The following is a 15,156-nucleotide window of genomic DNA, read 5'->3' as shown; positions in this document are numbered from 1 at the left end:
TGCCACCGCCTCAGGCGCGTAGGACGTTCTCGCGGTGCTCGCCGTCGTTGTCCGGGGGCTCGAACACGAAGACGATGTACGTCTCGTACGCCGTCGAGCCCTGACCCGCGACGCGGGCGGCGCCCATGCTCGTGGTGGCCTTCCAGAGGAGCCGGCTGAAGGGGCCGGGGCGGGGGTCGTCCCAGTCGTAGGGTTCGGCGTACCAGGAGGCCACCGCGTCGGCGGCGGCGCTCATGACCTCGCCCTCGTACCAGAACAGGTTCTCGCCCGTGCCCGCGCGCGGGCCGTCGTGCCCCTCACGCCGGGAGAGGGCGGCCGCTCGCGCCTTGGCGTAGTCGACCAGCAGCGCGTCCATGACCAGGGGCGGCACGTGGTGCTGGGCCCGGCGGGCGTTCGCCTCCTTGAGCGCCTCCAGGAGGAAGTCGCCGTTGGTGGCGTCGGGGAGCGCGGGGCGGGTTCCTGGCATCGGCGTCACCTCGGGTGTCAGGTGGTCGTGCCTGGATTGTGCGCGGGAATTATTCGAGGGGCAATGTCAGATTTATGGCGGACATTGGTGGAGTGCGGCTTTTATCAAAGTCGCTAAGGGATATCGACCTACCTCATTGAGTGCCTGTCGCCGGGAACCGGGCTACCGTGTGGTCCGTGCAGCTCTACACGAGATCTGCCGGGACCGGGATCCCGGTTGTGCTGCTTCACGCGTTCCCGCTGTCGTCGGCCATGTGGCTGGCGCAGCGGGAGGGGCTGGCCAAGGTCTGCCGGGTCATCACACCTGACCTGCGCGGATTCGGCGGGTCGCGCCTGGGCGAGGACGAACCGTCCCTCGACCTGATGGCCGACGACGTCGCCAGGCTGCTCGACGAGGAGGGCACGGACAGGGCGGTGGTCGGCGGGCTGTCGATGGGCGGCTACGTGACCATGGCGTTCTGCCGGCGACACGCCGACCGGGTGCTCGGCGTGATACTGGCCGACACCAAGGCCGGCCCGGACCCACCCCCGGCGAGGGAGAACAGGGAACGCATCGCGCAGGCCGTGCTGTCCGGCGGCAGCGAGGTGCTGGTCAGCGAGGTGCTGCCGACGCTCATCGGGCCGACCACCAAAGAGCGGCGGGCCATGGTGTTCGGCCGGGTCAAGGGGCTCGTGCAGTCCGCTCCGCCGGGCGCCGTCGCCTGGGCGCAACGGGCCATGGCGGCGCGGCGCGACTCGTTCGACACGCTCGGCGCCCTGAAGGTGCCGCTGCTGATCCTCGTGGGAGAGGAGGACGAGCTCTCACCGCCCGCCGACGCCGAGGCCATGGCGAGCGCCGTGCCCGAGGGCAAGCTGGAGATCATTCCCAAGGCCGGGCACCTGAGCGCGGTCGAGCAACCGGAGGCGTTCAACGCGGCGGTGACCGAATTCCTGAAGACCGAACTCGGCGCGGGGCGGCGCTAGCGCTAGGCATGCTCCTGCCTGGGCAGCACCACCTCGCGGATGATCAGGGAGATCGCCGCGGCCACCGGGATGGCCAGCAGCGCGCCGACGATGCCGAGCAGCGCGCCGCCGAACAGCGCGGCGATCACCGTCACGGCCGGGGTCACGTCCACCGAGCGTTTCATCACCTTGGGGTAGATGAAGTAGTTTTCGACCTGCTGGTAGATCAGGAAGAAGATCAGGCAGGCGATTCCGGCGGGCACCGACTGCAGCAGCGCCACGAGGGTCACGACCGCCGCGCCGATCGTGGCGCCCACCAGCGGGATCAGGTCCGTCAGGGCTACGACGAGGGCGAGGGCGAGCGCGTACTGGACGCCGGCGATCGACAGGAAGATCCAGGTCAGCACGCCCGCGATGACCGAGATCAGCACGTTGCCCGCCACGTAGCCGCCGATGCCGGACAGGATCTCCTCCGCGATCGCGCCCGTTCGCGTCCTGCGCGACGACGGTACGAGGGTGAGCAGGTAGCCCTTGATCGTGTGCAGCGAGCCGAGGAAGTAGAGCATGAGCACCAGCAGCGTCACCGTGGTGAACACGCCGTTCAGCACCACCAGCCCCGCGCCCATGATCCCGGACGCCAGCGACGGCCCCAGGGTGCTCATCACGAACGTTCGGATCTGATCGAGGATCTTGTACTCGGCGTCGAGCCGTTGCACCGTCGGATTGTTGCTCAGCTCGGTGAAGTAGCCGGGCACCGCGTTGACGAACTCGGTGAACTGCTGGCTGACCGGCGGCACGATGGCCACCCCGAACAGCCCGAACGCCACGATGACCCCGACGAACACGATCGTGATCGCGCCACGCCTGGCCAGGCCGCGGCGCTGTAATGCCTCGACGGCCGGGTTGAGCCCGACGGCCAGGAACATCGCCACGACGACCAGGACGATCGTGCTCAGCGACTTGACGACCATCTGGGCGATCGCGATCGCCGTCAGCACACCCAGGCCGCCGACCAGCCCGAACAGGAACGGGCCCCTTGCCAGCGGCTTGCCCGGCAGCCCGTACGGCTGCGCGGCCTCCTCGACGGGGTCGCTCTCCCGCCGGGCCTCGGGTTCTGTTGTGGGGGGCTCGACTTTGGGGGGCTCGACTTCTGCGGACAAAGCGGACTCCCGGGGGTCTGGCAACTGAGCATGACGGACCGGCGTCAGTCCGTACACACCTGACAACAAAGAGAGAGCCTAGCGACCATCGAATCGCCAGGCTCTCTCCAGCCGTCTATTCCGCCCCCGTGTATGCAGATAAACGGTGTTCCGCCCCTACTCCTGCCACCATTCGGCGTCGTCCTCGGACTTGGCCTCCGACCTGGCCGCGGGGGCCGCGGCCGGAGCCGGCGGCTCCGCCACGGGCGCCGCGAGCGCGGGCTTCGGCGGGGCCGCGGTGACCGCGGGCTCCGGCTCCATGCCCGGCAGCGCGGCGCCGCCGAGGAGCTGGCGAAGCTGGGCCAGGTGGCTGGTGATGCTGTCGCGCTGGCGGGTGAGCTCGTCGACCTGGCGCTGCATCGCCGTACGCGTGCGCTCGGCCTCGTTCTTCGCCTCGGTGACGATCGTGTCGGCGCTCGACTTGGCCTCGGCCACGATGGTCTCGGAGCTCTTACGGGCGTTCGCGACGAGCTGCTTGGCGTGCAGATCGGCCTCGCGGCGGGTCTGCTCGGCCTGCTGGGTCGCCTTCGTGGCCCTCGACTCGGCCGTGGCGGCGCGCTGCTCGGCCTCGGCGACCAGCTTCTGCGTGGCGGCCTGCGCGGTGGCGTGGCGCTCGGCCTCCTGGCGCTCGGCCTCCTCGCGGCGGGAGGCGAGCTGGATCTCGAACTCGGCCTCGTCCTGCGCCCGCTTGGCCTCCGACTCCTCCAGCACCCGCTGAGCCTGCGCGCGCATCTCGTCGGCCTGCCGCTTGGCGGTGGTCAGCACCTCGTCGCGCTCACGCTTGGTCGAGGCCCGCAGCTGGGCGACCTCGCGCTCGGTCGTGGTGCGGAGCTTGGCGATCTCCCGCTCGGCGTCGGCCCGCTTCTCCGCGACCTCGTGGTCGGCCGTGGCCCGCAGCTTGGCGGCCTCGCGCTCGGTGGTGTTGGTCAGCTCGTCGGCCTCACGGCGAGCGGTGGAGCGGATGTCCTCGGCGTCCCGTTCCGCCGAGGTGCGCATCTCGTCGCTCTCGCGCGTGGCCTGGGCCCGCTTCTCGGCGGCCTCCGCCTCGGCGGCGGCTCGCAGATCGGCGGCCTCGACCTTGGCGGCGGCCTTGATCTCGTTGGCCTCGGACCTGGCGGCCTGGACGAGCTCGGTCGCCTGCTCCTCCGCAAGGCGGAGCAACTGCTCGATGCGAGCGCCGAGACCGGAGTAGGTGGGACGTTCCTGCTCCTGGAGCTGGCGCTGCGAGTCGGACAGATCACGCTGCAGACCGACAGCCTGCTCGCGGGCCTGGCGGAGCTCTTGGTCGAGCTGCTTGAGATGATCGTGGACCTGATGCCGGTCGTAACCGCGGAGCACCACGTCGAACTCGCGGGCTGGGGCGTCCTCGAAGAAGTTATTGAGCTGTGCGTCGATGTCGGACTGCATGGAGGCTCGATCCTGGGTTGTCGAGACGGCTACACGGGCCGGACGGGGGGTTCGGGGCATCCGAGCCAGGAGCCTGTGCCTCGCGGCAGGCCCCATGTCCGGTGGAAGGTCAAGCGTACTCCGCTGGTGCCACCTGCGAAGCCCCGTCCAACTTTCTGCGTGACTAGTTACATATGAACGTTTTATCCGTTTTGGGATGGTTTGGCCGATTGGACCAATTCTGTCAGCATCCCTCCCACGTCCTTGGGGTGCAGGAATGCGATTAGCGAGTCCATCGACCCATGCCGGGGACGCTCGTCCAGGAGCCTCACACCCTTCTCACCGATTTTCGCCATGGCGTCCGCGACGTCGGGGACGCCGAATGCCACATGATGGACGCCCTCGCCCCGCTTAGCCAGGAATTTTCCCACAGGGGAGTCCTCGGAGAGAGGCTCCAGGAGCTGAATGTAGGAGCCCCCGCCTTCGCCGTCCGCGATGTGCAGCATGGCCTCCTTGACGCCCTGCTCCTCGTTCACCTCGCGGACCACGACCGTCAGCTCGAACGTGCGCGAGAAGAGCTCGATCTGCTTTTCGAGGTCGTGGCAGGCGATCCCTATGTGGTCGATACGCAGGAACATGTGTGGCCTACCTCCATGGCGGTCGTCGTTCTACTCGTGGGTATGGTGTCAAAGAACCCGACGTGAGCACAGGAGGCCGTTGTCATGTCCAGTTCCGTCATCGTGGCCGGAGCTCGCACCCCCATCGGCAAGCTCCTCGGAGCCTTGTCCGGCCTCCCGGCCGTCGAGCTCGGGGGCATCGCGATCAAGGCGGCCCTGGACCGCGCGGGCGTGGCGCCCGAGGCGGTCGAGTACGTCATCATGGGCCAGGTCCTCCAGGCCGGCGCCGGCCAGATCCCCTCCCGCCAGGCCGCCGTCAAGGCCGGCATCCCGATGACCGTCCCCTCCATCACCATCAACAAGGTGTGCCTGTCCGGCCTCGACGCCATCGCCCTGGCCGACCAGCTCATCAGGGCCGGCGAGTTCGACATCGTGGTGGCGGGCGGCATGGAGTCGATGACCAACGCCCCGCACCTGCTGCCCGGCCTGCGCAAGGGGGTCAAGTACGGTCCGTCCGAGGTGGTCGACTCGATGGCCCACGACGGCCTCTACTGCGCCTTCGACCAGTGCGCCATGGGGGAGTCGACGGAACGCTACAACACCAGGCTCGGCATCGGCCGCGAGGAACAGGACTCCCTGGCCGCCCGCTCCCACCAGCTCGCCGCCGCCGCCATCAAGAACGGCCTCTTCGAGGACGAGATCGTCCCGGTCGAGATCCCGCAGCGGCGCGGCGAGCCGGTGGTCGTCAAGGACGACGAGGGCGTACGCGGTGACACCACGGCCGAGATCCTGGCCAAACTCCGCCCCTCCTTCGCCGCCGACGGCACGATCACGGCCGGCTCGGCCTCCCAGCTCTCCGACGGCGCCTGCGCGGTGGTCGTCATGTCGAAGACGAAGGCCGAGGAGCTGGGCCTCGAATGGCTGGCCGAGATCGGCCGCCACGGCAACGTCGCCGGCCCTGACGCGTCCCTGCAGTCACAGCCGGCCAACGCCATCAAGCACGCCTTGACCAAGCAGGGCCGCACGACCGCCGACCTGGACCTGGTGGAGATCAACGAAGCCTTCGCCAGCGTCGTCCTGCAGTCGGCCAAGGACCTGGACCTCCCGCTGGACAAGATCAACGTCAACGGCGGCGGCATAGCCCTGGGTCACCCGATCGGCGCCTCGGGGGCGAGAATCGTGTTGACGCTGGCGTACGAGCTGAAGCGCAGAGGCGGCGGCTTCGGCGCGGCGGGGCTGTGCGGCGGAGGCGGCCAGGGCGACGCCCTCCTCCTCACGGTCCCCAAAACCCAAAACCCTCTCTAAACCGCGCTTCGCCCACCCGTTGCCTGGTTACGCGGTGGGCTGGCTGATACCCACCCCGAGCGGTCCTCGCTGATCGCTCGGGCGTCCTTCCTGGGATTCGCGGCTTCGCCCCGAATCCCTGGGCGAGTGGGCTTCCAGCCCCCTCGCGCTCCCCCGAGCCTTGGCCGGCGTAGGACCTGAGCCGGGGATGACCACCTCGAGACCCCTGGTGGCATTCATCCGGCAATACCTTGCCCACCGAACTGAGCCACAAGGGGCCTGTGAAACCGCGAGCCGCACGGTCTCCCTGGACGCCCATGTTCTGGCTCCAAGTATGGAAGCTGCGCCCCGAACAACTGCTCTACCCCTGGCAGACCGACGACCCCAAAGAGGGAAGAGGGTCTGACCATGTCTGAAGGAGCCGGACGAGGAGCCCGGTACCTGCACCGGCGCCGTTGCCCGCCGATGGCCGTCGCTCAGGTTGTAGCCGAGATGATCGTGACGCCGATCGTGGACGGCGATGCCGATGACCTCAAATGAATCGAGGAGCAAACCGGCAAGCTCACGCGGTGACCGCCCTGATGAGGGCAGCGCTGTCGGTGAGGTCGGGGAAGACGATGTCCGCGCCGGCCGCCTTGAGATCAGTGGTGCTGCTGTTGCCGGAAGCAATGCCGATCACGTGCGCCCCTCCGTCTCTGCCCGCTCTGACGTCTTGAGGAGTGTCCCCGATCAGCACGGTCGTCTTCGGTGAGTAGACCAGCCCGCTCTTGAGACGCGCCCGGTCACGCGCGATGGCTACAAGATGGGCGCGAATGGGATTGTCTTCGCCGTATGCGCCGATATCCAGGTCGACGTACTGCTCCAGCCCGAAGATCTTGAGTTTGGCCCGGGCTGACGCCCTTGTGTTCCCGGTGAGCACGGATTGAGCGACACCGGCAAGACGGTTCAGCGCCTGGAGCGCGCTGTGCGCTCCTGGCAGGGCACGACCACGTTGGTGGAGTTCATGCGCCCGTTCCTCATAGCCTTGAGCCTGGATTTCGATGAAGCGCTCGAAGTGCTCGTCAGAATGCGGGATCCCGTGGAGGTCGAGGGTCTCGCCGAAGATCACGAGTTCGGTTCGCCCGCTGACCGCAGCCATGGCCTTCATGGGCGTGCTGGTCACCTGGGCGAAGGCGTCGGCGAAGACCTCCCGCCCCACACCCCCGGTTTCGATCAGGGTGTGATCGATGTCCCAGAGTACGAGCCGGTTCGTGGCCACGGGACCGCCTTTCCGACCGAATCGGACTGTGCGCTCCAAGAGTCTCACGTGAGCCGGCGCGGTCTCCGGGACGGTACAAGGCGGGAACTTCAGGAAGCGGTAGAAGCATGATTCAGCACGCCATGGAGGCCGACGACGATGTGGCGTTGTGTGCTGAGCCGGTGCGGTCGGTGATCGTGGGGGACTGGCATGTGTCGTTTGTGGCGACGCTGGCGTGTGCCTGCCCAGAATGCGTGCGGTTGGCCGCGACCGGTGACAAGTCCAGGGTGCTGGATGGCGGCTCAGCATAAGTACCCGGCGGATCCGGTCCCCGAGCGGTTTGACCTTGACGCTGCGTCAACTTCTAGCATCGGGGCCATGTCGATCACCGTTCTTGACACCTACTCCGCCATGAAGCAAATCCTGCGAGCACCAGCGACGAACCGCGTCGACCTGCTGCGTTCGATGCTGGAGGCCAACAGGGGCATGTACCGCTACAACCCAGGCGAGGTCGACCTGGTGGCCCTGCACCTCCAGTCGTCCGGGTTCCCCATCGACCGCGACGAGGAGCGTTGTCTCGACGCGCTGGAAACCCTGGCGGCGGCCGGAGCCTGGGAGCGGATGCGGCGTGCCCTCGACGACGCTCTCGCCGTGCTGCTGGAGGCGACGCCGGGGCTGGAGGCTCCGGACATCACCGTGCTGTTCGTCCTCGGCGATCCGGGTGACGAGCACTTCATGGGTCCCTGTAAAGGGTTGACCGGGTTCGGCGGCATCTCGGGCCACATCGCCATCACGCTCTGGCCCTTCCCCGAGAACGTGGCGCGGCTGGAGGCCACCGCCGTGCACGAGCTGCACCACAACCTGCGGTGGGCGCCGGGCGGGGTCGTGTGGGACCCGATGACCGTCACGGTCGGCGAGCACATCGTCGGTGAGGGCCTGGCCGACGCCTTCGCGCGGCAGCTCTACGGTGACGAGCTCGGCCCCGCCCGCATCGGCGTGCCGCACCTGCACGACGACGAGGTCTTCGCCAAGGTGCTCACCGGGCTCGACGTGACGGGCATGCAGAACTTCACCGCCTGGGTGCACGGCGACCCCGGCGCCGAGCACCTCGGTGTCCCCCCGGTGGGGCTGCCGATGGGCGCCGGGTACGCCGCGGGCAACCGGCTCGTCGACGCCTACCTGGCGGAGACCGGGCGGACGGCGGCGCAGGCCCTGCACGCCGACAGCTCGGAGATCATCGCGACCACTCTCCGCCGCGCGTAACACTGGAACGATGGAATGGACGATCCAGGAACTCGCGACGAGGGCCGGCATCAGCAGCCGCACCCTGCGTCACTACGACAGCGTCGGGCTCCTGGCCCCGTCCCGCGTCGGTGAGAACGGCTACCGCTACTACGACCCCGCCGCGGTCGCCCGGCTGCAGCGGATCCTGCTCATGCGCCGGCTCGGGATGGGCCTGCCGGCCATCGCCGAGGTCCTGGCCGAGGAGGTGGACACGTGCGACGGGCTCCGTGCCCACATCGCCGCGCTGGAAGAGGAACGCGACCGCGTCGAACGGCAGATCCGGTCCGTACGTCACACGCTCGAAGCCCTGCGGGCAGGGGCGGAACCGCGGATGGACGTCATGCTGGCGGGGTTCAACGACCGCTACAAGGACGAGGTGATCTCGCAATGGGGCGAGCGCGCGTTCCAAGCGAGCAATGACTGGTGGCACGGCAAGAGCCTTGACCAGCAGCAAGCCTGGAAGCGTGACACCGAGGACCTCGTCGCCTCATGGGTCGCCGCGGCGAAGGCCGGGATCTCTCCGGCCTCGGAACCCGCTCAGTCACTGGCCGACCGCCACGTCCGGTGGCTGAGTCAGATCCCGGGCACCCCCACGGCCGAGGGCGACCGGGAGCGCTCGATCGAGATGGTGGAATGCCTGGGAGACATGTACGTCGACGACCCCCGCTTCGCCGGCATGTACGACGACGCGGCGGGGGCGAGGTTCGTCCGCGACGCGCTGCGGGTGTACGCGCGGACCCGGATGTAGCCGGCCTGCTAGAAGGCCGGGAAGAAGGGGTGGTCGGCGGCGGGCAGCCACTGGCTCCGGGTGGCCGGCGGGCGGTAGTGGTCCTTCACGTGGGCGATGAGCGGCGGCAGCGACGGGTGGCGGTTGGCCTCGTGCCACATGAGAGACCACGGATACACCGGCGTGGGGTCGGTGACGGCGATCTCGGCGACGCCGGGAGACACCGGATACTGCCTCTTGTTGCCGAACGTGATGAGGTCCGGTGAGGCCGCGATCTTCTCCATGATGTGGTCACGGCCGAAGAACGGGCCGGAGCTGTCGATCCGGACGCCGAACTCGGCGCTGAGGAAACGGTAGTACTCCGCCCACTCGCTGTCCCCGGCGTTGCCCGGCATCCACGCCGTCAGGCCCGACAGCTCTGCCATCGGTACGCGCCTGCGCCTGGCGAGCCGATGCCGGCGGCCGACCAGGATGGAGATCGGCTCCAGGCACGCCGGGACGCGCTCGATCCCCGGTGGCAGGCTCCCCGTGGTGCGGCCGAACGCCGCGTCGACCGAGCCGTCGGTGAGCACCGACTCCCGCGAGCCGACGCCCCGGGAGACGACGATTTCCACGTCGACGTCGGCGGTCTCGTAGAAGGCCCGGACCATGTCCGTGGACGCCGAATCGCGCCCGAGTATGTCGACGCGCAGCGGGCGGCGCCGGGTGCGGAGCATCGCGGCGGCCTGGTCGGCCAGGCTGATCAGTGCCCGGGCGTGCGGGAGAAAGGCTTCGCCGTCCTTGGTCGGCCTGACTCCGGCGCGGGAGCGGATCAGCAGAGAGACGCCCAGATCGGACTCCAGCCTGGCGATGCGCTTGGACACGGCCTGCTGCGACATCCCCACGCGGGCGGCCGCGTCGGTGAAGTGCGCGTCGTCGACGACGGCGAGGAAGGTCCTGACGGCACCGAGGTCAAGGTCCATGAACAACTCCCGGTTGTTTACCGTGACGTGCCGGCTGTTGGACCGTACGCCAGGGGCTCTGGTTCGATGGGCGGCGCCCAGCGCCTCCGACAACCGCATGGAGTATAAGTGACCCTGCCCGCTCCTGATGATCGCGGCGGTCACGCCGTCATGGACCCTCGGACGACCGCGCTGCTCGTCATGGACTACCAGCGCGGAATCCTGGCCTCGCTCCCCGAGCCGGCCGACGCCGAAGCGCTGCTGTCGCGGGTGGCCGGCGCCATCGCCGGCATGCGAGCGTACGGTGCCGTCATCGCGTACGTGCGGGCCGGCTTCACCGAAGCGGACTGGGCGGCGATTCCGCCGGCCAACAGGACGTTCTCCGTCATCGGCCGGCAGCACCTCCTGCACCACGAGGAGCCCGACACCGCCTTTCACGAACGGCTCGCCCCCGAGCCCGGCGACATCACCGTCCGCAAGACCCGTTACGGCGCGTTGTCCACCACCGACCTCGACCGGCGGCTGCGGGATCGCGGAGTCACCACCCTGGTCATCGCCGGGCTCACCACCAGCGGCGTCGTCCTGTCCACCGTCACCGACGCCGCCGACCGTGACTACCGGCTCTACATCCTGTCCGACTGCGTCGCCGACCCGGACCCGAAGATCCACCAGACCCTGATGAGCGGCGTTTTCCCGAGGATGGCCCACGTCATCGACACCGCCGGGCTGCGCTCTATCTTCCGGTGACCAGCGGCAGTGACACCGACGTGCCGGCCAGGTCGACGGTGACCTTGGCCCCGGTGGCGGGTTCGACGTCGGCGTCGAAGGTGAGGTCGGCGTTGGTTCCGGTCAGCACCAGGCCGAGCCGGTGCCCCGCCTTGAACTCGTAGTCCTGCGCCAGCAGCCGCCAGGTGATCTGGTACGGCCGGCCCGGCGTCAGCGGCGTCCGGCGGCTCAGCGACCTGTGGTTCTGCGCGTCCATGATGCCCCGGGAGACCACCTGGAAGCCGGAGGTCACCGTGTTGTCGGCCATCCTGCGGTAGCAGGCGTCGTCATCGGCCGTGCTCTCGCCGACGCAGTCTTCGCCGTCGGCCCACTTGAGACCCTGTCCCTGGTCGGCGGCGACGCCGTCGATGCGGGTGTCGGTGCCGTAGTCGACGAGCAGGACGCCCAGGTTGGCGGTCGGCTTGTCGAGCGTCACCCGCAGGCTCACCGTCGGCGTTCCGGACAGCCGCGTCGCGGTCTTCAGCGGCGGGGTCAGGAAGGCCAGCCGGTTGGGGTCGGCGGTGGCGGGGTCGCCGGCCATCGCGGTCTCGGTCTGCCTGGTGTCGAGGTAGGCGCCGGTTCCGGTCGAGGGCCGGGCGCCCAGGGAGCCGTCCTGCTGCGGCCTGAAGGTCACCTTCTGCGTCGGTGCGGGCCAGTCGGCCTGGGTGATCCAGCGGTCCGGGCCGAGCTGTACGTCGGCGCGGGGCTGCCGCATGATGTCGTTGGCGACGCCCATCAGTTCGTGGTCGAACCACTGGTGCAGGGTGCCGACCCACACGTCGCGGCGGGCCCAGAACGGGTCGAGGTGCCCATACTGGGTCACCCACGCCTTGCGCTGCACCTCGCGCGGCAGCCCGGCCCACCAGGTGGAGAACTGGTCGGCCATGACGTTGCGGTCGTGCAGCCCCACCACGGAGAAGACGCTGGCGCGGACGTTGCGCACGTTCGAGACCGGCCCGGTGCGGTAGTCGAGTTCGTGCCAGTAGGCGTTGTAGTCGCCGGTGGCGTCGTCCGAGCCCTCGGTCATGCGCCGGTGCGCCGCCGCGCATTTCTCGTCCGGGTCGGTGTCGATCCGCTGGGCCATCCACTGCTGGCCGCCCTTGATGTCGGTGAGGGTGCCGTTCGAGCGCCACATCTCGTACCAACTGCTGGGGCCGGCGAGCGGCACGATCGTCTCCAGCCCCCGTACGCCGGTGCCGGCGACGCCGATGGCGAGGGAGCCTTCGTACGAGTGGCCGATCATCCCGGTACGCCCGGTGGTCCAGGTGGCCTTGACCGGCGCGCCCTTGTCGTCGTAGGCGACCGCCCGGCCGTTCAGCCAGTCGATGACCGCCTTGCCGCCCAGCACGTCGGACGGACCGCCCACGGTCGGGCAGCCGTCCGACAACCGGGTGCCGATCATGTCGACGGACACGAACGCGTACCCGCGCGGCACGAAGTAGTTGTCGTAGAACAGCGGGAACTTCGTCAGGTTCCCCTCCGCGTCATACTGCTTGTGGTCCAGCTCGAAGCCGACACCCGGCTCGTCGAAGTACGGGCTCTGGTGCATGATCACCGGGACCTTGAGCCCGGCGTCGCTCTCCTTCGGCCGGATGATGTCCACCCGGACCAGGTCCTTCTTGCCGTCGCCGTCGCTGTCGGCCGGCGACTGCACCCGGACGTGCTCGCGTACGGCGTCTGCGTAGGAGAAGACGGGCCGCGTCAGCCCGCCGGAGACTTCGATCGCCGGTCTCGCCGTCGCGGCGGCGGCGGGAGCGCCGGCGACCACGAGCGCGGTCGCGAGGGCGACCGCGGGGAGTAACCCTGACATGTGCCTACCTTTGGGGTTGTGTCTCAAGCGGCGTCGAGCGCTTCGGCCGGGGCCGGGAACGCGCGGTCGGCGAGTTCGCCGTACAGGTCGATGTTCTTGGTCTTGGCAGCGAGCACGTGCCCGATGTGGCCGGGGCCAGGTGCTCCCTAGTTGTCGAGGGCCTGGTAGAGCGTGGTCCAGAAGTCGTGGATGAGGTGCGCCGAGTTCGGGGCGGACATGCCGACCTGGGTGAGCAGGATGCCGGTGAGCTGATTGGCGGGGTCGGCGTAGGTGGAGGTGCCGCTGCCGCCGTCCCAGCCGAACTGGCCGAGGGGGGCGTAGTCGCCGCGGTACGTGCGCACCGCCATGCCGAAGCCCCAGCCGCCGTGCTGGCCCTGGCCGTAGGACAGGTGGACGTTGTTGACGGCCATGGCGTGGCGGACGGCCTGCTGCTCAGGGGTGAGGCGGTTGGTGGTCATCAGGTCGACGGCGGCCTGGGACAGGATCCGCTTGCCCTTGCGCGTGCCGCCGTTGAGCAGCATCTGGAAGTAGGCGTGGTAGTCGTCGGCGGTGGAGACCAGGCCGCCGCCGCTGCCCTGGAAGGCCGGGGGGCTGCTCCAGCGGCCGCCGGCGGCTTCGTCCCAGACGTGGAACTCGCCGGTCTGCGGGTCGGGGGCGTACAGGGCGGGGAACCGGTCGATCTGGTCGGTGGGAACGTGGAAGGCGGTGTCCTTCATGCCGAGCGGGTCGAAGAGGCGCTCGCGCAGGAACGTCTCCAGGGTCTGGCCGGTGACGCGGGCGATGAGCACGCTGAGGACGTCGTGGCTGATCTGGTACTGCCAGCGGTCGCCGGGCTGGTACATCAGCGGCAGCGTGCCGACGCGGCGGATCCATTCGTCGGGGCCGGGCATCGGGGTGGGCAGGTCGGGGGTGAGGCCCTGCTCGATGATGGCGTTCATGATCGGGCTGCCGAGCGCGGTCATGTCCATGCCGAGGCCGAAGGTCGAGGTCAGCAGGTCGCGTACGGTGATCGGCCGGCGGGCGGGCACGGTGTCGTCCAGGGGGCCGTCGATGCGGGCGAGCACCTGCCGGTCGGCCAGCTCGGGCAGCCACTCCTGCACCGGGTCGTCCAGCCGCAGGCGGCACTCGTCCAGCAGGACCATCGCCCCGGCCATCGCGACCGGCTTGGTGGTGGAGGCCATCCGGAAGATGGTGTCGCGGCGCATCGGCGCGCCGCCTTCGTGGCGCATGGTGCCGATCGTTTCGACGTGGGTCTGGCCGCCGCGGCTGACCAGGGCGACCAGGCCGGGGATCTTCCCGGTCTCGACATGACGGGCCAGCACGTCGTGCAGCCGGTTCAGGCCTGTTTTGGTGAAGGTTTCCACTGTCCATCTCCTAGCGCAGATCATTCGGTAATCGCTGAACGTCTGCGACAGTACATTGCGTTTATAGATTCGTCAACGTATAAAGCTGCAGAATTAACCAGCTTTGCAATGGCTCTGGGGCTAAACGCAATGGCGAACATTGCAATGGGATGCCATGCACGGTCTCAGGGTGTGCCGAACCAGTCGGTGAGGGCCTTGTCGCAGCGCGGGTGCGGCGGGTCCGCCGGGGGTCGCGGCCCAGGCGATGTGGGCGTCCGGGCGGATCAGCAGGGCGTCGGCCGGTGGCTGATCGGTTTTGGAGGTCCGGATCTCGACGCGGTCCTGGCCGCGCAGGAGACGGTCTCGCTGGAGGACCTCGCGCTCGCGTCGCTGATCAGGCCCGCCGGGTTCTCCCCGGAGTTTCTCGACCGTGAATTCCCGCGCCGCACCCCGTCGGGACGGCCCGTCCCGGTCGGTCCCTCCGCCTATGGCTGGCAGGAGATGCTCACGCTCATCGGCGCCGGCAAGGGGGCCACTCTGGCCGCCATCACGGTGGCCGACTTCTACAGCCGCTCCGACGTCGTCTTCGTCCCCTTCCGCGACGCTCCGCCCGTCGAGTGGGCGCTGATGTGGCCCCCCAGCCGGGACACGGCCGCCGTCCAGGCCTTCGTGCGTACCGTCGTCGAGTACGTGAACGAGAGCCGACCCGCTATTTCTCGTTGATCGTCTGGTCGCCGCCGGCCTGGTAGATCCGCCCCTGCCCCGACGCCTCGGCCCGCATCTGTACGTTGGTCGCCCCGTCCCCGGTCGAGACGACGCCCGAGTTGTCGCCCCCGATCGCGACCGACCTCGGCCCCGACGCCGACACGTCCGGCCTGGGGGTCTCCGGTTCCTGCGGCGTGTCCTCGGGCGTGCGGCCACCGGCCAGCCCGTAGATCGCCACCGCCAGCCCGGCCAGCGCGACGAACACCCCGATCACGCTCGCCAGCCTGTCGGCCTCCTCCAGCCCTACTCGTACGAAGTAGACACCCAGCCCCGCCAGGGCCGCCACCGCGACCACGGCCCCGCTCCACACCAGCACCCGCTTGCGCATACCGGCATCATCAACCCTCATCCCGCGATCACACAACGTGATCGCCGATGATCGCTCCGTCGG

Annotated in this window: 17 protein-coding genes; 7 read left to right on the top strand and 10 right to left on the bottom strand. The window is 69.1% G+C overall.

The features are described 5' to 3' along the window. Nucleotides 1–10: 10 nt before the first annotated feature. The gene (locus C4V41_RS12375) at nt 11–466 is read right to left on the bottom strand and encodes a CAP domain-containing protein (protein WP_103955972.1); all 456 of its coding nucleotides are present in this window, start codon (nt 464–466) and stop codon (nt 11–13) included. A gap of 176 nt (nt 467–642) precedes the next feature. On the opposite strand from C4V41_RS12375, the gene C4V41_RS12370 reads away from it, so the two are divergent. Continuing rightward, nucleotides 643–1,428 carry an alpha/beta fold hydrolase gene (locus tag C4V41_RS12370; protein ID WP_103956525.1) on the top strand — a complete coding sequence of 262 codons (786 nt, stop codon included), beginning with the start codon at nt 643–645 and terminating at the stop codon, nt 1,426–1,428. Nucleotides 1,429–1,430: 2 nt separating this feature from the next. On the opposite strand, the gene C4V41_RS12365 is transcribed toward C4V41_RS12370, so the two are convergent. The 3 genes from C4V41_RS12365 to mce all read right to left on the bottom strand — a co-directional run bounded on the left by C4V41_RS12365 (nt 1,431) and on the right by mce (nt 4,630). After that, nucleotides 1,431–2,567, bottom strand: a complete 1,137-nt coding sequence (locus C4V41_RS12365) for an AI-2E family transporter (protein WP_103955971.1) — start codon at nt 2,565–2,567, stop codon at nt 1,431–1,433. Nucleotides 2,568–2,723: 156 nt separating this feature from the next. Next, a complete protein-coding gene (locus C4V41_RS12360) occupies nt 2,724–4,013 on the bottom strand; it encodes a DivIVA domain-containing protein (protein WP_103955970.1) in 1,290 nt (429 codons plus the stop codon). A gap of 182 nt (nt 4,014–4,195) precedes the next feature. Beyond that, the gene (gene mce, locus C4V41_RS12355) at nt 4,196–4,630 is read right to left on the bottom strand and encodes a methylmalonyl-CoA epimerase (RefSeq protein ID WP_103955969.1); all 435 of its coding nucleotides are present in this window, start codon (nt 4,628–4,630) and stop codon (nt 4,196–4,198) included. Nucleotides 4,631–4,714: 84 nt separating this feature from the next. On the opposite strand from mce, the gene C4V41_RS12350 reads away from it, so the two are divergent. Continuing rightward, nucleotides 4,715–5,914 (top strand): acetyl-CoA C-acetyltransferase, encoded by a 1,200-nt coding sequence (locus C4V41_RS12350; RefSeq protein ID WP_103955968.1) that lies wholly within the window; start codon nt 4,715–4,717, stop codon nt 5,912–5,914. A 541-nt stretch (nt 5,915–6,455) separates the two neighbouring features. Here C4V41_RS12350 and C4V41_RS12345 read toward each other — a convergent pair. Further along, complete coding sequence (locus tag C4V41_RS12345) at nt 6,456–7,151, bottom strand: HAD family hydrolase (RefSeq protein ID WP_200823925.1); 696 nt, start codon at nt 7,149–7,151, stop codon at nt 6,456–6,458. Between the two features lie 107 nt (nt 7,152–7,258). Between C4V41_RS12345 and C4V41_RS62860 the strand changes: the two genes are divergently transcribed. From C4V41_RS62860 to C4V41_RS12335, 3 genes are all read left to right on the top strand, one after another. Continuing rightward, complete coding sequence (locus C4V41_RS62860) at nt 7,259–7,441, top strand: hypothetical protein (protein WP_200823924.1); 183 nt, start codon at nt 7,259–7,261, stop codon at nt 7,439–7,441. Between the two features lie 67 nt (nt 7,442–7,508). Then, on the top strand, nt 7,509–8,393 hold the full coding sequence (locus C4V41_RS12340) for a DUF2268 domain-containing protein (protein WP_103955966.1): 885 nt from the start codon (nt 7,509–7,511) through the stop codon (nt 8,391–8,393). A 10-nt stretch (nt 8,394–8,403) separates the two neighbouring features. Next, nucleotides 8,404–9,162, top strand: a complete 759-nt coding sequence (locus tag C4V41_RS12335; protein ID WP_103955965.1) for a MerR family transcriptional regulator — start codon at nt 8,404–8,406, stop codon at nt 9,160–9,162. An 8-nt stretch (nt 9,163–9,170) separates the two neighbouring features. On the opposite strand, the gene C4V41_RS12330 is transcribed toward C4V41_RS12335, so the two are convergent. Then, the gene (locus tag C4V41_RS12330; RefSeq protein ID WP_103955964.1) at nt 9,171–10,103 is read right to left on the bottom strand and encodes a LysR family transcriptional regulator; all 933 of its coding nucleotides are present in this window, start codon (nt 10,101–10,103) and stop codon (nt 9,171–9,173) included. A gap of 108 nt (nt 10,104–10,211) precedes the next feature. Between C4V41_RS12330 and C4V41_RS12325 the strand changes: the two genes are divergently transcribed. Next, nucleotides 10,212–10,829: a cysteine hydrolase family protein gene (locus C4V41_RS12325; RefSeq protein ID WP_235030079.1), complete on the top strand. Its 618-nt coding sequence runs from the start codon at nt 10,212–10,214 to the stop codon at nt 10,827–10,829. On the opposite strand, the gene C4V41_RS12320 is transcribed toward C4V41_RS12325, so the two are convergent. The 3 genes from C4V41_RS12320 to C4V41_RS66060 all read right to left on the bottom strand — a co-directional run bounded on the left by C4V41_RS12320 (nt 10,816) and on the right by C4V41_RS66060 (nt 14,285). Beyond that, nucleotides 10,816–12,657, bottom strand: coding sequence for a CocE/NonD family hydrolase (locus C4V41_RS12320; protein ID WP_103955962.1), 1,842 nt, complete (start codon nt 12,655–12,657; stop codon nt 10,816–10,818). The two genes, C4V41_RS12325 and C4V41_RS12320, sit on opposite strands and share 14 nt — an antisense overlap. Before the next feature lie 146 nt (nt 12,658–12,803). Continuing rightward, nucleotides 12,804–14,021, bottom strand: coding sequence for a serine hydrolase domain-containing protein (locus C4V41_RS12315; protein ID WP_235030078.1), 1,218 nt, complete (start codon nt 14,019–14,021; stop codon nt 12,804–12,806). 120 nt (nt 14,022–14,141) lie between these two features. Then, nucleotides 14,142–14,285 (bottom strand): hypothetical protein, encoded by a 144-nt coding sequence (locus tag C4V41_RS66060; RefSeq protein ID WP_407669994.1) that lies wholly within the window; start codon nt 14,283–14,285, stop codon nt 14,142–14,144. Between C4V41_RS66060 and C4V41_RS12305 the strand changes: the two genes are divergently transcribed. Next, on the top strand, nt 14,268–14,723 hold the full coding sequence (locus C4V41_RS12305) for a LysR substrate-binding domain-containing protein (protein ID WP_103955960.1): 456 nt from the start codon (nt 14,268–14,270) through the stop codon (nt 14,721–14,723). The genes C4V41_RS66060 and C4V41_RS12305 overlap by 18 nt on opposite strands. On the opposite strand, the gene C4V41_RS12300 is transcribed toward C4V41_RS12305, so the two are convergent. Beyond that, entirely contained in the window at nt 14,710–15,114 is a 405-nt protein-coding gene (locus C4V41_RS12300; protein WP_146103633.1) for a hypothetical protein, read from the bottom strand. The two genes, C4V41_RS12305 and C4V41_RS12300, sit on opposite strands and share 14 nt — an antisense overlap. Between the last annotated feature and the right edge of the window lie 42 nt (nt 15,115–15,156).

The organism is Nonomuraea solani (assembly GCF_900108335.1).
Lineage (GTDB): Bacteria > Actinomycetota > Actinomycetes > Streptosporangiales > Streptosporangiaceae > Nonomuraea > Nonomuraea solani.
Note: the sequence above shows the minus strand (reverse complement) of the source record. Positions and strands in the feature narration are given on the sequence as shown.